This is a genomic window from Pseudomonas sp. B111 (genome assembly GCF_026428275.1).
In the GTDB taxonomy this organism is placed as follows: Bacteria; Pseudomonadota; Gammaproteobacteria; order Pseudomonadales; family Pseudomonadaceae; genus Pseudomonas; species Pseudomonas aeruginosa.
On sequence record NZ_CP097857.1, the window covers coordinates 673,047 to 693,029 of the forward strand.

The 19,983-nt window shown below is 66.0% G+C and carries 20 protein-coding genes; 10 read left to right on the top strand and 10 right to left on the bottom strand.

What is annotated here, in order from left to right:
- Positions 1-2 precede the first annotated feature (2 nt).
- From M6E97_RS03115 to M6E97_RS03135, 5 genes are all read right to left on the bottom strand, one after another.
- Positions 3-425: a SufE family protein gene (locus M6E97_RS03115; protein WP_003092439.1), complete on the bottom strand. Its 423-nt coding sequence runs from the start codon at positions 423-425 to the stop codon at positions 3-5.
- Complete coding sequence (locus M6E97_RS03120; protein WP_033938380.1) at positions 422-1,627, bottom strand: cysteine desulfurase; 1,206 nt, start codon at positions 1,625-1,627, stop codon at positions 422-424. The genes M6E97_RS03115 and M6E97_RS03120 overlap by 4 nt, the downstream gene beginning before the upstream one ends.
- A gap of 94 nt (positions 1,628-1,721) precedes the next feature.
- A complete protein-coding gene (gene dapD / locus M6E97_RS03125) occupies positions 1,722-2,756 on the bottom strand; it encodes a 2,3,4,5-tetrahydropyridine-2,6-dicarboxylate N-succinyltransferase (protein WP_003092431.1) in 1,035 nt (344 codons plus the stop codon).
- 29 nt (positions 2,757-2,785) lie between these two features.
- Positions 2,786-3,409 (bottom strand): LysE family translocator, encoded by a 624-nt coding sequence (locus tag M6E97_RS03130; protein WP_003109344.1) that lies wholly within the window; start codon positions 3,407-3,409, stop codon positions 2,786-2,788.
- A 12-nt stretch (positions 3,410-3,421) separates the two neighbouring features.
- Positions 3,422-3,769 carry an ArsC family reductase gene (locus M6E97_RS03135; protein WP_003092424.1) on the bottom strand — a complete coding sequence of 116 codons (348 nt, stop codon included), beginning with the start codon at positions 3,767-3,769 and terminating at the stop codon, positions 3,422-3,424.
- Between the two features lie 302 nt (positions 3,770-4,071).
- Here M6E97_RS03135 and M6E97_RS03140 point away from each other — a divergent pair, with 302 nt between their 5' ends.
- Positions 4,072-4,425, top strand: coding sequence for a YkgJ family cysteine cluster protein (locus M6E97_RS03140; protein ID WP_003129930.1), 354 nt, complete (start codon positions 4,072-4,074; stop codon positions 4,423-4,425).
- A gap of 14 nt (positions 4,426-4,439) precedes the next feature.
- Here the strand turns inward: M6E97_RS03140 and M6E97_RS03145 are convergent, their stop codons facing one another.
- On the bottom strand, positions 4,440-4,733 hold the full coding sequence (locus M6E97_RS03145; RefSeq protein ID WP_003098613.1) for a hypothetical protein: 294 nt from the start codon (positions 4,731-4,733) through the stop codon (positions 4,440-4,442).
- Between the two features lie 321 nt (positions 4,734-5,054).
- Entirely contained in the window at positions 5,055-5,414 is a 360-nt protein-coding gene (locus M6E97_RS03150; protein ID WP_003092416.1) for a hypothetical protein, read from the bottom strand.
- Positions 5,415-5,651: 237 nt separating this feature from the next.
- Between M6E97_RS03150 and M6E97_RS03155 the strand changes: the two genes are divergently transcribed.
- A complete protein-coding gene (locus M6E97_RS03155; protein WP_003109341.1) occupies positions 5,652-7,397 on the top strand; it encodes a Na+/H+ antiporter in 1,746 nt (581 codons plus the stop codon).
- A gap of 49 nt (positions 7,398-7,446) precedes the next feature.
- On the opposite strand, the gene dapC is transcribed toward M6E97_RS03155, so the two are convergent.
- From dapC to map, 3 genes are all read right to left on the bottom strand, one after another.
- Positions 7,447-8,655 carry a succinyldiaminopimelate transaminase gene (dapC, locus tag M6E97_RS03160; RefSeq protein WP_003092403.1) on the bottom strand — a complete coding sequence of 403 codons (1,209 nt, stop codon included), beginning with the start codon at positions 8,653-8,655 and terminating at the stop codon, positions 7,447-7,449.
- Positions 8,656-8,672: 17 nt separating this feature from the next.
- Positions 8,673-11,375 (bottom strand): [protein-PII] uridylyltransferase, encoded by a 2,703-nt coding sequence (locus M6E97_RS03165; RefSeq protein ID WP_003113862.1) that lies wholly within the window; start codon positions 11,373-11,375, stop codon positions 8,673-8,675.
- A gap of 166 nt (positions 11,376-11,541) precedes the next feature.
- Positions 11,542-12,327 (bottom strand): type I methionyl aminopeptidase, encoded by a 786-nt coding sequence (gene map, locus M6E97_RS03170; protein WP_003092395.1) that lies wholly within the window; start codon positions 12,325-12,327, stop codon positions 11,542-11,544.
- 264 nt (positions 12,328-12,591) lie between these two features.
- Between map and rpsB the strand changes: the two genes are divergently transcribed.
- From rpsB to rseP, 8 genes are all read left to right on the top strand, one after another.
- Positions 12,592-13,332 carry a 30S ribosomal protein S2 gene (rpsB, locus tag M6E97_RS03175; protein ID WP_003092394.1) on the top strand — a complete coding sequence of 247 codons (741 nt, stop codon included), beginning with the start codon at positions 12,592-12,594 and terminating at the stop codon, positions 13,330-13,332.
- 130 nt (positions 13,333-13,462) lie between these two features.
- On the top strand, positions 13,463-14,332 hold the full coding sequence (gene tsf / locus M6E97_RS03180; protein WP_003092393.1) for a translation elongation factor Ts: 870 nt from the start codon (positions 13,463-13,465) through the stop codon (positions 14,330-14,332).
- Positions 14,333-14,530: 198 nt separating this feature from the next.
- Complete coding sequence (pyrH, locus tag M6E97_RS03185) at positions 14,531-15,268, top strand: UMP kinase (protein WP_003092391.1); 738 nt, start codon at positions 14,531-14,533, stop codon at positions 15,266-15,268.
- 2 nt (positions 15,269-15,270) lie between these two features.
- A complete protein-coding gene (gene frr, locus M6E97_RS03190) occupies positions 15,271-15,828 on the top strand; it encodes a ribosome recycling factor (RefSeq protein ID WP_003092390.1) in 558 nt (185 codons plus the stop codon).
- A 15-nt stretch (positions 15,829-15,843) separates the two neighbouring features.
- The gene (gene uppS, locus M6E97_RS03195) at positions 15,844-16,599 is read left to right on the top strand and encodes a polyprenyl diphosphate synthase (RefSeq protein WP_003113863.1); all 756 of its coding nucleotides are present in this window, start codon (positions 15,844-15,846) and stop codon (positions 16,597-16,599) included.
- Positions 16,593-17,408, top strand: coding sequence for a phosphatidate cytidylyltransferase (cdsA, locus tag M6E97_RS03200; RefSeq protein WP_023099294.1), 816 nt, complete (start codon positions 16,593-16,595; stop codon positions 17,406-17,408). Before uppS ends, cdsA begins: the two co-directional genes overlap by 7 nt.
- Positions 17,405-18,595 (top strand): 1-deoxy-D-xylulose-5-phosphate reductoisomerase, encoded by a 1,191-nt coding sequence (ispC, locus tag M6E97_RS03205; RefSeq protein ID WP_003109337.1) that lies wholly within the window; start codon positions 17,405-17,407, stop codon positions 18,593-18,595. The genes cdsA and ispC overlap by 4 nt, the downstream gene beginning before the upstream one ends.
- Before the next feature lie 25 nt (positions 18,596-18,620).
- Positions 18,621-19,973 carry a sigma E protease regulator RseP gene (gene rseP, locus M6E97_RS03210; RefSeq protein ID WP_003129940.1) on the top strand — a complete coding sequence of 451 codons (1,353 nt, stop codon included), beginning with the start codon at positions 18,621-18,623 and terminating at the stop codon, positions 19,971-19,973.
- Positions 19,974-19,983 lie beyond the last annotated feature (10 nt).

Genomic DNA, 19,983 nt, shown 5'->3' on the forward strand with positions numbered 1-19,983 from the left:
GCTCAGCCGGCGGTCTGGCCGGCCAGTTCGCGCATGCGTTGCAGCACGGCGTTCAGGCCGTTGCTGCGCGAGGGCGACAGTTGGCGGGAAAGACCCAGGCAGGTGAACCAGTCGTTGAGGTCCAGGCGCGCCAGTTCGCGAGTCTCGATGCCGTCGACCCGTGCCAGCAGCACCGCCAGCAGGCCGCGGATCAGGCGCGCGTCGCTGTCGGCACGGAAGCGCCAGTGGCCGTCGCGCTGCTCGCCGAGCAGCCAGACCAGGCTTTCGCAACCGTGCACGCGATGCTCTTCCTGGCGTTCGTGTTCCGCGAGCGGCGCCAGGCGCTCGCCCCATTGCAGCAGCAGACGCGCACGCTGTTCCCAACTGGCGGTGTGACCGAAGGCGTCCAGTGCCTCCTGGGCCTGTTCGGGGAGAACCGGGTTCATCGCAGCAACTCCAGTGAGCGGTCGAGGGCCAGGAAGAAGCGCTCCAGGTCGTCGGCATCGTTGTACAAGCCCAGCGAGACACGCAGGGCGCCGGGTACCTCGAGGCGTTGCAGCAGCGGCATCGCGCAATGGTGGCCGGCGCGCACCGCGATGCCCTGTTCGCCGAGCAGGTGGGCGAGATCTGCGGCGTGCACGCCGTCGACGCAGAAGCTGGCCAGCGCCGCCTGCGGTTCGCCGAGCAGGCTGACGCCGTCGCGCGCCAGCAGGCCGGCGAGCAGGCGGGCGTGGAGGGCGCCTTCGTGGGCGGCGACTTCGGCTTCGTCCAGGGTGGCCAGCCAGTCGATGGTCGCGCCCAGGCCGATCGCCGCGGAAACCGCCGGGGTGCCCGCCTCGAAGCCGAGCGGAGCGGCATGGAAGCTGGCTTCGTGGAAGCCGGTGTGGCGTACCATCTCGCCGCCGAACTGCCAGTGCGCCAGTTGCTCCAGGGCCTGTGGGCGACCCCAGAGCACGCCGATGCCGTCGGGGCCGTAGAGCTTGTGGCCGGAGAATGCGTAGAAGTCGCAGCCCAGGCCCGGCAGGTCGTGGCGTCCGTGGACGCTGCCCTGGGCGCCGTCGACCAGGGTCCAGGCACCGCGCTCGCGGGCCAGCTGGATCAACTCCACCACCGGTTGCCAGGTGCCGAGAACGTTGGACAACTGGCTGATCGCCAGCAGGCGGGTACGCTCGCCGATGATATGGCGAGCCTGCTCCAGGTCGATCACCCCGCGCTCGTCCAGCGGCAACACGCGCAGGACCAGGCCGCGGCGCAGGGCCAACTGCTGCCAGGGAAGCAGGTTGGCATGGTGTTCCAGGGCACTGACCAGCAGTTCGTCGCCAGGACGGAAATGCCGCTCCAGCCCATAGGCCACCAGGTTGATCGCCTCTGTGGTACCGCGGGTGAACAGCACCTCGGCCGGGTTGCCGGCGTGCAGCCAGTGGGCGACGCGGCTGCGCGCGGCCTCGAAGGCCCGGGTGGCACGCTCGCCGGGGACATGTTGGGCGCGGTGGACGTTGGCGGCGCCGCCAAGGTAGTAGCCGTTCAGGGCGTCGAGTACGGCCTGTGGCTTCTGGGTGGTGGCGGCGCTGTCGAGGTAGGTCAGGCCTTCCGCGGCGAAGGCGGAAAAGGCCGGAAAGTCGGCGCGCCAGGGAGACGGCAGGGACATGGCGGACACTGTGCGAGGACGGTTACAGGGGAAAGGGTAGCGCACCCGGCGGCGCTGGCGAGCGCCGTCGGGCGAGCGGGGAGGCGAGCTGGGCTCAGTTGTGCGCGTGCAGCGCTTCGTTCAGCTCGATGGCGGTCTTGTTGGTCTTGCACTCCACCGCACCGTTCTGCGAGTTGCGGCGGAACAGCAGGTCGGGCTGACCGGCCAGGTCGCGGGCCTTGACCACTTTCACCAGAGCGTTCTGCTCGTCGAGCAGGGCGACCTTGGTGCCGGCGGTGATGTACAGGCCGGCCTCGACGATGTTGCGATCGCCCAGCGGGATGCCGATGCCGGCGTTGGCGCCGATCAGGCAGCCTTCGCCGACGCTGATGACGATGTTGCCGCCACCGGAAAGGGTGCCCATGGTCGAGCAGCCGCCGCCCAGGTCCGACCCCTTGCCGACGAACACGCCGGCGGATACGCGGCCTTCGATCATGCCCGGGCCTTCGGTGCCGGCGTTGAAGTTGACGAAACCTTCGTGCATCACCGTGGTGCCTTCACCGATGTAGGCGCCCAGGCGCACGCGGGCGGTGTCGGCGATGCGTACGCCGGCCGGGACCACGTAGTCGGTCATCTTCGGGAACTTGTCGACGGAGAAGACTTCCAGCAGCTTGCCCTTCAGTCGCGCTTCCAGTTGCAGTTCGGCCAGTTCGGCCAGGTCCACCGCGCCGATGTTGGTCCAGGCCACGTTCGGCAGGAGCGGGAAGATGCCGCTCAGGTTCACAGCGTGCGGTTTGACCAGGCGGTGGGAGAGCAGGTGCAGCTTGAGGTAGGCCTCCGGGGTGGAGGACGGCGCGGCGTCTTCCGCCAACAGGGTGGCGACCAGCGGCTTCTGGCTTTCCGCCAGGCGCGAGAGCAGGGCCGACTGAGCGGCGTCGATACCCTTCAGGGCGTCGGCCAGCTGGTAGGCCTGCTGCGAAGTGAAGGTCAGCGCCTGGTTGCCGGCTGCGTAGCCAAGGATCGGTGCGACGGCAGCGACGATTTCGCTCGAAGGCTTGAGCAGCGGCAGCGCGTAGAACACTTCCAGCCAGGCTTCCTGGCGGTTCTGGGTGCCGACGCCGAAGGCCAGGCTGAACAGGGATTGCGACATGTGGGTTTCCTCGAAACGGAGTGTAACGGTCAGGCCGGACGGCGGCTGAGCAGCAGGCCCAGCCCCGCGCTGCCGAGCAGCGCGGCGCAACCGCGGTTGAACAGACGCCGGGCCCGCTGGCCGGCGAGCAGCCGGCCGAGGTGGAGCCCGGCATAGGAATAAAGAGCGATGGCCAGCCATTCGAGCAGCAGGAATGCCGCGCCGAGCTGGGCGAACTGGGCGCCCAGCGGTTGGCCGGGATCGACGAACTGCGGCAGGAAGGCGGTGAAGATCAGGATCGCTTTCGGGTTACCCGCCGCCACCAGGAACTCCTGGCGCCCCAGGCGCCAGAGGCTGGGACGCGCCGGGCTGGCTTCGTTCGCCAGTGGCTGCGCATCGGCCCGCCACAATTGCACCGCAAGCCACAACAGGTAGGCAGCGCCGAGCAGCTTGATCGCCAGGAACAGCCAGGCCGAGGTGTGCAGCACCAGCGCCAGCCCGGAGGCGGCCAGGGCGAGCATGCCGGCGAATGCCAGCAGGCGCCCGCCGCCGGCCAGCGAGGCGGTGGCGAAACCGTGCCGCGCGGCGTTGTTCAGCGACAGCAGGTTGTTCGGCCCCGGCGCCAGGTTGAGGGCGAAGCAGGCGGGTACGAACAGGGCCCAGGCGATGCTCATGCGGCCTCCCGTTCAGGCCAGCGCGGCGGCGTAGGCGTCGGGCTTGAAGCCGACCAGCGTCCTGCTGCCCAGTTCCAGCACCGGGCGCTTGATCATCGACGGCTGGGCCAGCATCAGCTCGATCGCCTTGGCTTCGTCGAGATCGGCCTTCTGCGCTTCGTCGAGCTTGCGGAAGGTAGTGCCGGCGCGGTTGAGGACGGTCTGCCAGCCGTGCTCCGCGCACCAGCGCTGCAGGTGTTCGCGGTCGATGCCGACGGCCTTGTAGTCGTGGAAGTCGTAGGCGACCTTGTGCTCGTCGAGCCAGGTCCGAGCCTTCTTCATGGTGTCGCAGGCTTTGATGCCGTAGAGAACGTAGGTCATTGCTTCTCCCGAGGCCCGGGTCTTCCCGGGCCCTGCCGATAGGTCGCCGAAAGGTGATCGCCGGATTATGCCACGTCGTTCCGCCCCTGTGCGGTCTCGGGGCTATCGCGCTCGGGAGCGGCGTGACGGCAGATAGCCGTGGACGGGCGGGCGGACAGGGAGCCGGGCTGTTTCCCTGGCCGGGAACGGAGAGAGCGCAGGTTGAACAGGTCGATTCGGCTCGCTGGAGAGCATCCTTACCGGTACTTTCGGAATGCTCCGGTCCGCGCTGTACAATCCTTCCCCCGCCGAGGAGATTTCCCATGAGTTGCATCGGTCGCCAGATAGACCAATTACGCCTGCAGATACCGGGCTTCGCCTGCAAACCCGGCTGCCACGATTGCTGCGGGCCGGTTACCGCCTCGTCGGAAGAGATGGCCCGCCTGCCGCTGAAGAGCGAGGCCGAACACGACGCCGCCCTGGCCGAGTGGAACTGCGTCCATCTCGGACCGAACGGCTGCGAGGCCTATGAGGAACGTCCGCTGATCTGCCGGCTGTTCGGCACCACGCCGAACCTGCCCTGCCCGGAGGGGCAGGGGCCCGAAGTGCCGGTGGCGGAGCAGGTGGAGCGACAGGTGCATGCGCTGATCGCCAGCACTCGCCAGGTGCTGGTGTAGCGGCCTGCCCGCCGCTAGGTTTCCGCGGTCTCGGTGGCGCGGGACTGCAGGGCCGGTTCGAAGGCTGGTTCGGGCGGCGTTTCCTCTAGGGGCATCGGCTCGTCCGCAGAGAGTTTCTGGAGAACCGCGGCGATCCGCTCGATGCTCTCTTCGAGCTCGAGCACCCGGTTGACCATGTACAGGATCATCTCCGGCGAACTCAGGTGCGCCAGCCGCATGGTCGCCTGCAAGTCGTCGTGGCGGTTGTCCCGGTCGGCCATCAGTGTTTCCGCCAGGCTCTTCAGCAACAGCATCTCGGCGCGCCTCATGGGCCGCTGCTCCGCGATTCCGCGGTAGGGGAAAAAGCTCGTTCCATCTCGCGACCTACCCGAAACGACTACATCCAAAGGTGTAATTCTACATTGCCATCACTTCGATCGTCGGACAATAGCCGCGTTCCAGACGCCTTGCACAGGTGACGAACGGGACTCGAAGCGGCCTGGTCTGCATGGCCGGGTGATGGGCGAGTTCCTTGATGCGGGGCGGCGGCTGTTTGGCGCAGGACAAAAAAAGCCCCGCCGGGTAGGCGAGGCTCAGGGGGAGAACAGCGTGCGGGGGCTCGCTGTCCGGGATGAATCGTCGTGGTGCGCTTAGCCGCAGGGCTGCTGCGGACCGCCGGTCATGCTCTCGACGCTGTCCAGCACGGCATGGCCCTTGCCGACCTTCTGCACGTCGTCGACGTCGCGCATGATGCTGCCGCCGTCGCTCATCTGGTTGCGGGTCTTGATCAGGTTGGTGGTGATGTCCAGCAGGCTGCGACCGGTAGCGATCAGGTCATTGGTGGCGCTGGGGGTGCAAGGGGTGTTGGCGGAGGCGACCTGGGCCTGACCGGGTTGCCCGGGCTGGGTGGTGCGGTAGCCCTGGGTCAGTGCGTTCTGCTGGAGGCAGCCGGAGGTGGCGGCGAACATCGAGGCGAGCAGCAGTGCGGAAGTAAGTCCCTTGCTTGTCATGGCGGCATTCCTTTGTCTGAGTGGGCGCTGCACCCCGTACTCCTTCGGGGCGTCGTCCTGGCCGACGCTGCGGCGGGCCTGGACTGAAGGGGAGTGTAGGAGCGTCTCGCACCGCTATGAAATAGCTCGGATGTACTAGTGCGGGAACCTTGGCCGGGCGCCCCGGTCGTCGCCGCGGAGGGGGCGGACGCGCGGGGTAGAGCGGCGGGGCTAGGAAAGACCGTACGGATTGTGCGAATGTCGGATAGCTGCCTACCGATCGCGATGGTGCAATCGGCGCAGTCGCATCGTCCAGGGACGAAGCCGGAGATCCCCGCCCTCATGCAAACCGTGTACACCGTTCTGACCCTGCTGCTGGTCGTCGGCGCCACCCGCCTGGCCGCCCAGTTGCTGCCCTTGCCGCTACCGCTGATCCAGATCGCCGCCGGGGCCCTGCTGGCCTTGCCGTCCCTCGGGCTGCACATTGCCCTCGACCCGGAACTGTTCCTCTTCCTGTTCATTCCGCCGCTGCTGTTCGTCGACGGCTGGCGCATTCCCAAGCGGGAAGTCTGGCGGATGCGCTGGCCGATCCTGATGATGGCGTTCGGCCTGGTGTTTTTCACCGTGGTCGGCGCCGGCTATTTCATCCATCTGCTGATCCCGGAAATTCCCCTGGCGGCTTCCTTCGCCCTCGCCGCCGTGCTGTCGCCCACGGACGCCCTGGCGGTCTCGGCGATCACCCAGGGGCGGCTGCCCAAGCGCCTGATGCACCTGCTGGAGGGCGAGGCGCTGATGAACGATGCCTCTGGCCTGGTGGCATTCAAGTTCGCCATCGCCGCGGCGATGACCGGCGTGTTCTCGCTGGTAGACGCCAGCCTCAACTTCCTCCTGGTCGCGGTCGGCGGCCTGGCCATCGGGGTGTTCCTCAGCTGGTCGCTGGGCCGCATCCGCGCCTGGATGATCTCCCGTGGCTGGGACGACCCGGCGACCCACGTGGTACTGATGCTGTTGCTGCCGTTCGCCTCCTACATGGTGGCGGAACACCTGGGCGTCTCCGGGATTCTCTCGGCGGTGGCGGCCGGCATGATGCAGAGCTGGGTCGACCTGCTGCCGCGGCAGACTTCCACGCGCCTGCTCAACCGCAGCGTCTGGTCGATGCTGGAGTTCGCCTTCAACGGCGTGGTGTTCCTGCTGCTCGGCCTGCAGTTGCCGGACATCATGAAGTCGGTGGCCAACCACCACGGCGACCTGCTCTGGCGTTCCTCGCTGCTGCTGGCCTATGTGGCGGCGATCACCGCCGTGCTGATGCTGATCCGCTACGGCTGGGTCTATGGCTACTGGAAGCTGTCGCTGCGCATCGACCGCTGGCGCGGCAAGAGCCCGCCCGGGCTGAGCGGCATCTCCCTGCGCCGTCTCTCCGCCCTCAGTGCATTGAGCGGCGTGCGTGGTGCGGTGACCCTGGCGGCGGTGCTGTCGGTACCGATGAGCCTGATGGATGGCAGCGCCTTCCCGCAGCGCGACCTGATCATCTTCATCGCCACCAGCGTGATCCTGATTTCCCTGATCGGCGCGACCATCGGCCTGCCGCTGCTGCTGCGCGGGCTGCCGGCGAGCAACAATGGCGCCCACGAGCGCGAGCGGCGCGAGGCCTGGCGCAAGACCGCGGAGGCGGCGATCCGGGCCCTGGAGAGCGAGGAACTGCCGCAGGTGGAAGGCAACGATGCGGCGAATACTTCGCGGGTCGCCGAGGCGCGTGCGCAGATCATGGCTGAATACCGCCAGTCGCTGGATACCGCACCGACCACCGATGAGGCCCGCGACCAGGCCCAAGCCCTGGAGATCGCCGACAAGGCCTTGCGCCTGAAGGCGTTGCGCGCGCAGCGCCTGGAACTGTACCGGCAGCGGCGTAACAACGAGATCGACGACGAGACACTGGGCGATATCCTGCGCGAGCTGGACCAGCAGGAAAGCTGGCTGACCAATCGCTTCGCCCGCTGGGTGTGAACGAAAAGGGATCGCCGCGGCGATCCCTTTTCGTTTCTCCGCGCAGGCTTCAGCGCGCCCGCAGGTAGTCGCGGATGCGCTCGGCGGCTTCGACGCACTCGGCCAGTGGTGCCACCAGGGCCATGCGCACGCGGTTGGCGCCGGGGTTCTCGCCGTCCACCTCGCGCGACAGGTAGGAACCCGGCACCACCGTCACGTGCTGCTGCTCGAACAGTTCGCGGGTGAATACGGTGTCGTCCACCGGGGTGCGTGCCCACAGGTAGAAACTGCCGTCCGGGCGCTGTACGTCGAGCACGCCGTCGAGGATCGCCAGCACGGCGTCGAATTTCTCGCGGTAGAGGCTGCGGTTGGCGCGCACATGGACCTCGTCGTTCCAGGCGGCGATGCTCGCCAACTGGGTCTGCACCGGCATGGCGCAGCCGTGGTAGGTGCGGTAGAGGAGGAATTTCTTCAGGATCTCCGCGTCGCCGGCGACGAAGCCCGAGCGCAGGCCGGGCAGGTTGGAGCGCTTGGACAGGCTGTGGAACACCACGCAGCGGCTGAAGTCCGTGCGGCCCAGCTCGGCGCAAGCGTTGAGCAGGCCGGGCGGCGGGGCGTTTTCGTCGAAGTAGAGTTCGCTGTAGCACTCGTCGGCGGCGATCACGAAGTCGTAGCGGTCGGCCAGGGCGATCAGCTTCTTCAGGGTCTCCAGCGGTACCAGGGCCCCGGTGGGGTTGCCCGGCGAGCAGAGGAAGAGAATCTGGCAGCGCTGCCAGGTCGCCTCGTCGACCGCGTCGAAATCGGGGTTGAAGCCGTTTTCCTCGCGGCAGGGCAGGTAGTGCGGCACGGCTCCGGCGAGCAGCGCCGCGCCTTCGTAGATCTGGTAGAACGGGTTCGGGCTGACCACCAGGCCGGGCGCCTCGCCGGGCTCGCTGCGGCGGACCACGGTCTGGGTGAAGGCGAACAGCGCCTCGCGGGTACCGTTCACCGGCAGTACGTGGCGCGCCGCATCCAGCCAGCCGGCCGGTACCGAGAAGCGCCGCTCGCACCAGCGCGCGATGGCTTCGCGCAGGGCCGGCAGGCCGAGGGTGGTCGGGTAGACCGCAAGCTGGTCCAGGTTCTCCGCCAGGGTTTCGGCGACGAAGCTCGGCGAGCGGTGCTTGGGCTCGCCGATGGACAGTGCGATCGGCTTCAGCGTCGCGGGCGGCCGGGCGCCGCCGAGCAGGGCGCGGAGCTTCTCGAAGGGGTAGGGCTGCAGGTTGTCGAGTGCGGTATTCATGGCGTTGGCAAGGCTTCTCAGAAGTTTATCCGGGTAGGCAGGGTGTCCCGTCCGTTGTCTTGTGACAGCTGCTCGACCAGGGCGGCCTGCAGGCGTTTGCACAGGTCGGGGTCGGCGAGCGGCTGGTTGCGCGCATCGGTGATGTAGAAGACGTCCTCCACGCGCTCGCCGAGGGTGGCGATCTTGGCGTTCTGCACCGACAGGTCGAAATCCAGGAAGATGCCGCCGATCCGCGCCAGCAGGCCGGGGCGGTCGGGGGCGATGACTTCGAGCACCGAGACCTGGCGCAGCGCGTCGGTGGAGATGGTCACCTGCGGGGCGAAGGCGAAGTGCTTGAGCTGGCGCGGCACCCGGCGCTGGATGATGGTTGGGTAGTCGTCGGGGTTCTTCAATGCGTCGATAAGCCCCTCGCGGATCTCGGCGATGCGCTCCGGGTTGTTGCCGATGGAGTCGCCGTCGGCGTCGAGCACGATATAGGTATCGAGGGTGAACTGGCTGGTGGAGGTGATGATCCGCGCGTCCTGGATGCTCAGGTTGAGCTGGTCCATGGCGGCCACGGTGACCGCGAAGAAATCGTGCTGGTCGGCGGCGTAGATGAAGATCTGCGAACCGCTCTCGAACTCGCGCTGGGTGGTTTCCTTTATCAGCACCAGCGGCGTGCCGTCGTCCGGGTGCTGGAGGATCGCCTCGGTGTGCCAGGCCACGTCGCCGGCGGTGTGGCGCAGGAAGTAGTCGTCGCCGAGCTGGCTCCATAACTGCTCGGCATCGTCCTGGTCGATGCCGTTGCGTACCAGTTGGTCGAGGGCCGCGGTCTGCGTCTGGCGGATCTGCTCCTCGCGGTCCACCGGGTTCTCCAGGCCGCGGCGCAGGGCGCGCTTGGTCTCGGTGTAGAGCTGCCGGAGCAGGCTGGCGCGCCAGGAGTTCCAGAGCGTCGGGTTGGTGGCGTTGATGTCGGCCACGGTGAGCACGTACAGGTAGTCGAGGTGGGTCTGGTCGCCGACCAGTTGGGCGAAATCGAAGATCACCTGCGGGTCGGAGAGGTCCTTGCGTTGCGCGGTGGTCGACATCACCAGGTGGTTCTGCACCAGCCAGGACACCAGTTGGGTGTCCCAGAGCGGCAACTGGTGGCTCTGGCAGAAGGCCTCGGCGTCCACCGCACCGAGTTCCGAGTGGTCGCCGCCACGGCCCTTGGCGATGTCGTGGTAGAGGCCAGCGATGTAGATCAGTTCCGGCTTGGGCAGACGATCGATGATCTTGCTCGCCAGCGGATATTTCTCGGCCATCTCCGGCCGATTCAGCTTGCGCAGGTGCTTGATCAGGTTGAGGGTGTGGGCGTCCACCGTATAGATATGGAACAGGTCGTGCTGCATCTGCCCGATGATATGGCCGAACTCCGGCAGGTAGCGGCCGAGGATGCCGTAGCGGTTCATCCGCCGCAGGTTGCGGTGGATACCCTGGCTGCTCTTGAACAGCTCGATGAACAGGCTGGTGTTGCGGATGTCGTGGCGGAACTCGTCGTCGATCAGGTGTCGGCTGTCGCGCAGCAGGCGAATGGTGTCGGCGCGCACGCCCTTGATTTCCGGGTGCTGTGCCATCAGCACGAAGATTTCCAGGAGGGCGAACGGGGTGCGCTTGAAGACGTTCGGGTGCGTCACCTCGATGTAGCCGTCGCGCAACTGGAAGCGACTGTTCAGCGGTTGGATCTGCACCGGCTGCTCGCAGGGCAGGATGACTTCCTCGAAGTGCTGGATGATCAGGTCGTTCAGCTCGGAGATCGCCATCACCACCCGGTAGTACTTCTGCATGAAGCGTTCGACCGCCAGCTTGACGTCGTTGTCTTCGTAGCCGAACAGACGGGCGATGCTGCGCTGGTGATCGAACAGCAGGCGATCCTCGGCGCGCCCGGCGAGCATGTGCAGGGCATAGCGGACCCGCCAGAGGAACTCCTGGCTGGAAGCCAGCATGCTGCACTCGCTTTCCACCAGGAAGCCTTCGCGCACCAGGGCGTGCAGGTTGAGGCTGCCGAACTGGCGGCGGGCCATCCAGAGGATGGTCTGGATGTCGCGCAGGCCGCCGGGGGAGCCCTTGACGTTGGGCTCGAGGTTGTACTCGGTGTCGTTGTACTTGGCGTGGCGGCGCTGCTGTTCGTGGCGTTTGGCCAGGAAGAACTCCTTGCTCGGCCACATGTGCGCGCTGCCGGTAACCTGCAGCATGCGCTGGCGCAGGCTGTCAGGGCCGCAGATGGTGCGGCACTCCATGAGGGTGGTGATCACCGTCAGGTCGGCGCGTGCTTCCTCCGCGCACTGCTGCACCGAGCGCACGCTCTGGCCGACTTCCAGGCCGATGTCCCAGAGCAGGGTGAGGAAGCCTTCGATCGGTTCGCGGAAGCTCTCCTGGTCCTCGCTGTCGAGGAGGATCAGCAGGTCGACGTCGGAGTAGGGGTGGAGTTCGCCGCGGCCGTAGCCGCCCACGGCGACCAGGGCGATGTCGGCGTCGTCTCCCCAGTCGAAGCGCTGCCAGGCCTGTTGCAGGATCTGGTCGACGCACCAGGCGCGATCTTCGATCAGGCGGCGGATGTCGCGGCCGCTGTTGAAACGGTTGTCGAGCACTTCGCGGAATTGCCGGATGGCCTTCTTGAAGGCGGCGATCGGGCTGGACTTCAAGGCCAGTTCCGCCTGGAACTGCCCGCGATCGAACAATTCGGGATCCACCTGCGGCATGCGGCCTTCCTTTATCTGCTAGCGGTTGGGTTCGATACGCGAGCGCCCCGTCCTGGTGCGTTTTTGCGCTGTATTGGTGCGCGCGCTGCGCCGAATCGGGGCGTCGGCCCCGCCGGAATGGGACGGGGCGTCGAGGCGCACGGCTGGCAGCAAAAGCCGGGCCGGATCAGGCTGCCGAGGTGCGCGGGAAGGTTTCGTCGTTGCGCAGGGTGAGGATCTCGTAGCCATCGGCGGTGACCAGCACGGTGTGCTCCCATTGCGCGGACAGCTTGCGGTCCTTGGTGATCGCGGTCCAGCCGTCGCCGAGCAGGCGGGTCTCCGGGCGGCCCTGGTTGATCATCGGCTCGATGGTGAAGATCATGCCTTCCTTCAGCTCGATGCCGGTACCCGCACGACCGTAGTGGAGGACCTGCGGCTCCTCGTGGAACACCTTGCCGATGCCATGGCCGCAGTATTCGCGGACCACCGAGAAGCCGTTCTTTTCCGCGTGCTTCTGGATGATTTCGCCGATATCGCCCAGGTGCGCGCCCGGACGCACCACGGAAATGCCCTTGTACATGCATTCCTGGGTGATCTGGCAGAGGCGGTCGGCCCATTCCGGGGTCTTGCCGACCAGGAACATCTTGCTGGTGTCGCCGTGGTAGCCGTCCTTGATGACGGTGATGTCGACGTTGAGGATGTCGCCTTCCTTCAGCGGCTTCTCGTTGGGGATGCCATGGCAGACCACATGGTTGATCGAGGTGCAGATCGACTTGGGAAAGCCCTTGTAGTTCAGCGGGGCGGGAATCGCCTTCTGCTCGTTGACGATATAGTCGTGGCAGATGCGATCCAGCTCCTCGGTGGTCACGCCGGGCTTGATGTGTTCGCCGATCATTTCCAGCACTTCGGCGGCCAGGCGGCCGGCGATGCGCATCTTCTCGATATCGTCCGGCGTCTTGATGGTGACGGTCATGTGAATTCTCTTCGGGCGTGCAAGCACGCATGAATAATAAGGAATACGCGATTCTAGCAGACCTGACCGACCGATCTACTCCCGCCCGGCCATCCGCGGCGGGTTTCACTGCGTCCACGGTTATGGTATAAAGCGCCCCGCTCCGAGGCTGCGGCCTTTTCCGGAGCACAAACCCACACATGCATCGACACGATGGCCTGGGTGCCCGCAAGGGTTGGTCATTGGGATGCGTGGAGGCCTAACCCGACTTATCGAGGAACTATCATGTCCCAAGTCAACATGCGCGATATGCTGAAGGCCGGTGTGCACTTCGGCCACCAGACCCGTTACTGGAACCCGAAAATGGGCAAGTTCATTTTCGGCGCGCGCAACAAGATCCATATCATCAACCTCGAAAAGACCCTGCCGATGTTCAACGAGGCCCTGACCTTCGTTGAGCGCCTGGCCGCTGGCAAGAACAAGATCCTGTTCGTCGGCACCAAGCGTTCCGCCGGCAAGATCGTTCGCGAGGAAGCCGCTCGTTGCGGCATGCCGTACGTCGACCATCGCTGGCTGGGCGGCATGCTCACCAACTACAAGACCATCCGTCAGTCGATCAAGCGCCTGCGCGACCTGGAAACCCAGTCCCAGGACGGCACCTTCGACAAGCTGACCAAGAAAGAAGCCCTGATGCGCAGCCGTGACCTCGAGAAGCTCGAGCGCAGCCTGGGCGGCATCAAGGACATGGGCGGCCTGCCGGACGCTCTGTTCGTGATCGACGTCGACCACGAGCGCATCGCCATCACCGAAGCCAACAAGCTGGGCATCCCGGTCATCGGCGTTGTCGATACCAACAGCAGCCCGGAAGGCGTCGACTATGTAATTCCCGGTAACGATGATGCCATCCGCGCCGTGCAACTCTACCTGAACTCGATGGCCGAAGCGGTAATCCGCGGCAAGCAGGGCGCTGCCACCAGCGCCGACGAGTTCGTCGAGGAAGCGCCGGCCGAATCCGCCGAAGGCTGATTCCGGGACGTTCAGACGTCCGACGGTGCGCAGGAAGGGGGCTAGGCCCCCTTTTTGCCACCTTTGAGTTTCTGCCCGGCAGGCCGGGCACAAAGGTTTTTTGAGAGCTACCACTCAAGAGGATTTCGAAATGGCAGAAATTACTGCAGCCATGGTTAAAGAACTGCGCGAGCGTACCGGCTTGGGCATGATGGAGTGCAAGAAGGCGCTGACCGCCGCTGGCGGCGACATCGAGAAGGCCATCGACGACATGCGCGCTGCCGGTGCGATCAAGGCTGCCAAGAAGGCCGGCAACATTGCCGCCGAAGGCTCGATCGCCGTCAAGATCGCTGCCGACAACAAGGCCGCCGTGATCATCGAAGTCAACTCCCAGACCGACTTCCTGGCCCTCCAGGACGACTTCAAGGGCTTCGTCGCCGAGAGCCTGGAAAAGGCCTTCAACGAGAAGCTGACCGACGCCGCTCCGCTGGTCGAAGCGCGTGAGGAAGCTCGTCTGGCCCTGGTCGCCAAGACCGGCGAGAACGTCAACATCCGCCGCCTGACCCGCGTCGAGGGCGATGTGGTCGGCGCCTACCTGCACGGCCACCGCATCGGTGTCGTGGTCAACCTGAAAGGCGGCAACCCGGAACTGGCCAAGGACATCGCCATGCATGTCGCTGCCAGCAACCCGCAGTTCCTGAGCGCTTCGGAAGTTTCCGAAGAAGCGATCGCGAAAGAGAAGGAAATCTTCCTGGCGCTGAACGCCGACAAGATCGCCGGCAAGCCGGAGAACATCGTCGAGAACATGGTCAAGGGCCGCATCAGCAAGTTCCTCGCCGAAGCGAGCCTGGTCGAGCAGCCTTTCGTGAAGAACCCGGAAGTGAAGGTCGGCGACCTGGCCAAGCAGGCCGGCGCCGAAATCGTTTCCTTCGTTCGTTACGAAGTGGGCGAAGGCATCGAGAAGGCCGAAGTGGACTTCGCTGCCGAAGTTGCCGCTCAAGTAGCCGCCACCAAGCAGTAACAAAGACGGTTTCGACTGTCGCCCCGGAAGAGGCTGCCCGCTGATGCGTGCGGCCTCTTCGTCAAATGGGGAAGCGTTCGGGGCAGCTTCCGCGTTGCCGGCCCGCTCGGTGGGCTCGCACGCAACGCAGGCGCAAAGTCGTCTCCGCCCACGACGGCCCGGCCGTCACGTATTTTTATCGCCGCAGGAGAAAAGGTCATGGCTCAGCAACTGAGCGCTCGTCAACCTCGCTATAAACGCATTCTTCTAAAGTTGAGCGGCGAAGCCCTGATGGGCTCGGAGGAGTTCGGCATCGATCCCAAGGTGCTGGACCGCATGGCGCTGGAAATCGGCCAGTTGGTCGGGATCGGCGTGCAGGTCGGCCTGGTCATCGGCGGCGGCAATCTGTTCCGCGGCGCGGCGCTGTCCGCGGCCGGCATGGACCGGGTGACCGGCGACCACATGGGGATGCTGGCCACCGTGATGAACGGCCTGGCGATGCGCGATGCGCTGGAGCGCTCGAACATCCCCGCGCTGGTGATGTCGGCGATCTCCATGGTCGGTGTGACCGACCACTACGACCGCCGCAAGGCCATGCGCCACCTCGGCGGTGGCGAGGTGGTGATCTTCTCCGCCGGTACCGGCAACCCGTTCTTCACCACCGACTCGGCGGCTTGCCTGCGCGCCATCGAGATCGACGCCGACGTGGTCCTTAAGGCTACCAAGGTCGATGGCGTGTACACTGCCGACCCGTTCAAGGACCCGAATGCCGAGAAGTTCGAGCGCCTGACCTATGATGAAGTGCTCGACCGCAAGCTCGGCGTGATGGACCTGACCGCCATCTGCCTGTGCCGTGACCAGAACATGCCGCTGCGGGTGTTCAACATGAACAAGCCGGGCGCATTGCTGAATATTGTTGTTGGTGGTGCCGAAGGCACCCTGATCGAGGAGGGTTGAGAATGATCAACGAGATCAAGAAGGAAGCGCAGGAGCGCATGGGCAAGACCCTGGAAGCGCTGGGCCATGCCTTCGCGAAGATTCGTACCGGTCGCGCGCATCCGAGCATCCTGGATAGCGTGATGGTTTCCTATTACGGGGCCGATACGCCGCTGCGCCAGGTCGCCAACGTCACCGTGGAAGACTCCCGTACCCTGGCTCTGGCCGTGTTCGACAAGAGCATGATCCAGGCGGTCGAGAAGGCCATCATGACCTCCGACCTGGGGCTCAACCCGGCCACCGCCGGCACCACCATCCGCGTACCGATGCCGGCCCTGACCGAGGAGACCCGCAAGGGCTACACCAAGCAGGCGCGTGCCGAGGCTGAGCAGGCGCGGGTTTCCGTGCGCAACATCCGTCGCGATGCGCTGGCCCAGTTGAAGGACCTGCAGAAGGAAAAGGAAATCAGCGAGGACGAAGAGCGCCGCGCCGGCGACGACGTGCAGAAGCTGACCGACAAGTTCATCGGTGAGATCGAGAAGGCACTGGAAGCCAAAGAAGCGGACCTCATGGCTGTCTGAGGCCGGGCTGACGTCATGGAAAAGACCCGGAAGGATGTGTGCGTGCCACGCCACGTGGCCATTATCATGGACGGTAACAATCGCTGGGCGAAGAAGCGTCTTCTGCCCGGCGTCGCCGGCCACAAGGCCGGTGTCGATGCCGTCAGGGCGGTGATCGAGGTCTGCGCCGAGGCAGGGGTCGAGGTCCTCACCCTGTTCGCGTTCTCCAGCGAGAACTGGCAGCGTCCGGCGGACGAAGTCAGCGCGCTGATGGAGCTGTTTCTCGTGGCCCTGCGCCGCGAGGTGCGCAAGCTCGACGAGAACGGCATCCGCCTGCGCATCATCGGCGATCGCACGCGTTTCCATCCGGAGTTGCAGGCGGCCATGCGCGAAGCGGAAGCCGCCACTGCCGGCAATACCCGTTTCCTCCTCCAGGTCGCCGCCAACTACGGCGGCCAGTGGGACATCGTCCAGGCCGCACAGCGCCTGGCGCGCGAGGTCCAGGGCGGGCACCTGGCGGCGGACGATATCTCCGCCGAGCTGCTCCAGGGTTGCCTGGTGACCGGCGACCAGCCGCTGCCCGACCTGTGCATCCGCACCGGCGGCGAGCATCGCATCAGCAATTTCCTCCTCTGGCAGCTGGCCTATGCCGAGCTGTATTTCTCCGACCTGTTCTGGCCCGACTTCAAGCACGCGGCGATGCGGGCTGCCCTGGCGGATTTCTCCAAGCGCCAGCGCCGCTTCGGCAAGACCAGCGAGCAAGTCGAGGCCGAGGCCCGTCCGTCATGCTGAAACAACGGATCATCACGGCGCTGGTGCTCCTGCCCATCGCGCTGGGTGGTTTTTTCCTTCTCGAAGGGGCGTTCTTCGCCCTGTTCATCGGCGCGGTGGTGAGCCTGGGGGCCTGGGAATGGGCACGCCTGGCCGGCTATGAACAGCAGTTCGGCCGCGTTGCCTACGCGGCGACGGTCGCCGTGCTGATGGTCGCTCTCTACCATCTGCCGCAGCTTGCCGGAGCCGTGCTGCTGCTGGCGTTGGTCTGGTGGACGCTGGCCACCGTGCTGGTGCTCACCTACCCGGAAAGCGTCGGCTACTGGGGCGGACGCTGGCGCCGCCTGGGCATGGGCCTGCTGATCCTGTTGCCGGCCTGGCAGGGGCTGGTCCTGCTCAAGCAGTGGCCGCTGGCCAATGGCCTGATCATCGCCGTGATGGTGCTGGTCTGGGGCGCGGATATCGGCGCCTACTTCTCCGGCAAGGCCTTCGGCAAGCGCAAGCTGGCGCCGCGGGTCAGCCCCGGCAAGAGCTGGGAAGGCGTTTACGGCGGCCTGGCGGCCAGCCTGGCGATCACCCTGGCGGTCGGTCTCTACCGCGACTGGTCCCTCGGCGCGCTGCTCCTGGCCCTGCTCGGCGCGGCGCTGGTGGTGTTCGTCTCGATCGTTGGCGACCTCACCGAAAGCATGTTCAAGCGCCAGTCCGGAATCAAGGACAGCAGCAACCTGCTGCCCGGCCACGGTGGCGTGCTGGATCGCATCGACAGCCTGACGGCAGCCATCCCGGTATTCGCGGCCCTGCTCTGGGCCGCCGGCTGGGGTGCGCCATGAGTCGACCGCAGCGGATCAGCGTGCTCGGCGCGACCGGCTCGATCGGCCTGAGCACCCTGGACGTCGTCCAGCGTCATCCCGATCGTTACGAAGCCTTCGCCCTGACCGGCTTCAGCCGCCTGGCCGAACTCGAGGCGCTGTGCCTCAGGCACCGCCCCGTCTATGCGGTGGTGCCGGAGCAGGCCGCGGCGATCGCCTTGCAGGGCTCGCTCGCCGCGGCGGGTATCCGCACCCGGGTGCTGTTCGGCGAGCAGGCGTTGTGCGAAGTGGCCAGCGCGCCCGAAGTGGACATGGTAATGGCGGCCATCGTCGGCGCCGCCGGGCTGCCGTCGACCCTGGCGGCCGTCGAGGCCGGCAAGCGCGTACTGCTGGCCAACAAGGAAGCGCTGGTGATGTCCGGCGCGCTGTTCATGCAGGCGGTCAAGCGCAGCGGCGCGGTGCTCCTGCCGATCGACAGCGAGCACAACGCGATCTTCCAGTCGCTGCCGCGCAATTATGCCGATGGCCTGGAGCGGGTCGGCGTGCGCCGGATCCTCTTGACCGCCTCCGGCGGCCCGTTCCGCGAGACGCCGCTGGAGCAACTCGCTTCGGTGACGCCGGAGCAGGCTTGTGCGCACCCGAACTGGTCGATGGGGCGGAAGATTTCCGTCGATTCCGCCAGCATGATGAACAAGGGGCTCGAACTGATCGAGGCGTGCTGGCTGTTCGACGCCCAGCCGAGCCAGGTCGAGGTGGTGATCCACCCGCAGAGCGTGATCCACTCGATGGTGGACTACGTCGACGGCTCGGTGATCGCCCAGCTCGGCAATCCGGACATGCGCACGCCGATTTCCTATGCCATGGCCTGGCCGGAGCGAATCGATTCCGGCGTTTCGCCGCTGGACATGTTCGCCGTCGGTCGCCTGGATTTCCAGCGCCCCGACGAGCAGCGCTTCCCCTGCCTGCGCCTGGCGAGCCAGGCCGCGGAAACCGGCGGCAGCGCCCCGGCCATGCTGAATGCCGCGAACGAGGTGGCCGTGGCCGCATTTCTCGAGCGGCGCATCCGCTTCAGCGACATCGCGGTTATCATCGAGGACGTGCTGAACCGCGAGGCGGTGACCGCAGTCGAATCGCTCGATCAGGTCCTGGCCGCCGATCGCCGCGCCCGTTCGGTCGCCGGGCAATGGTTGACCCGACACGCCGGCTAGTCTTCGGACGGCCTGGAGGTAGGAGATGAGTGCGCTTTACATGATCGTCGGTACCCTGGTGGCCCTGGGCGTGCTGGTGACGTTCCACGAATTCGGCCACTTCTGGGTCGCGCGACGCTGCGGGGTGAAGGTCCTGCGCTTCTCCGTCGGCTTCGGCACGCCGCTGGTGCGCTGGCACGACCGGCACGGCACCGAGTTCGTGGTGGCGGCCATTCCGCTGGGCGGCTACGTCAAGATGCTCGACGAGCGCGAGGCGGAAGTACCGGCCCATCTGCTCGAACAGTCCTTCAATCGCAAGACGGTCCGTCAGCGGATCGCCATCGTCGCGGCTGGTCCCATCGCCAATTTCCTACTGGCGATTCTGTTCTTCTGGGTCGTCGCCCTGCTCGGTAGTCAGCAGGTGCGCCCGGTCATCGGTTCCGTGGCGCCGGAGAGCCTGGCCGCCCAGGCCGGCCTGGAGGCCGGACAGGAACTGCTGGCGGTGGACGGCGAGCCCGTCACCGGCTGGAGCGGGGTCAACCTGCAGCTGGTTCGCCGTCTCGGCGAGAGCGGTACGCTGGAAGTGCGGGTGCAGGAAAAGGGCTCGAATGTCGATTCCACCCACCAGGTGCGTCTGGATGGCTGGCTGAAGGGCGAGGACAATCCCGATCCCATCGCCTCGCTGGGCATCCGGCCCTGGCGGCCGGCCTTGCCGCCGGTGCTGGCCGAACTCGACCCCAAGGGGCCGGCGCAGGCCGCCGGGCTGAAGCTCGGCGACCGTTTGCAGAGCATCGATGGCATCGCCGTCGACGACTGGCAGCAGGTGGTGGATAGCGTCCGTGCCCGTCCCGGGCAGCGCGTCCAGCTCAAGGTGCTGCGCGACGGCGAAGTGCGAAATGTTGCCCTGGAGCTGGCGGTGCGCGGCGAGGGCAAGGCCCGGAGCGGCTACATGGGGGCGGGGGTCGCCGGTACCGAATGGCCGGCGGAAATGCTCCGCGAAGTGAGCTACGGACCGCTGGAGGCGGTGGGTCAGGCGCTTTCCCGAACCTGGACCATGAGCCTGCTAACGCTCGACTCCATAAAGAAAATGTTGCTCGGCGAGCTCTCGGTAAAAAACTTGAGCGGGCCGATAACCATTGCTAAAGTGGCGGGCGCTTCAGCCCAGTCTGGCGTGGGGGATTTTCTCAATTTCCTGGCCTATCTGAGCATTAGCTTGGGGGTTCTCAACCTGCTGCCGATCCCTGTCCTCGATGGCGGGCATCTGCTGTTCTATCTGGTTGAGTGGGTGCGCGGGCGCCCATTATCCGAACGGGTACAGGCTTGGGGGATGCAGATCGGCATCAGTCTGGTCGTTGGCGTGATGTTGCTCGCTCTGGTCAACGATCTGAGTCGTCTGTAGTCATGTTGAA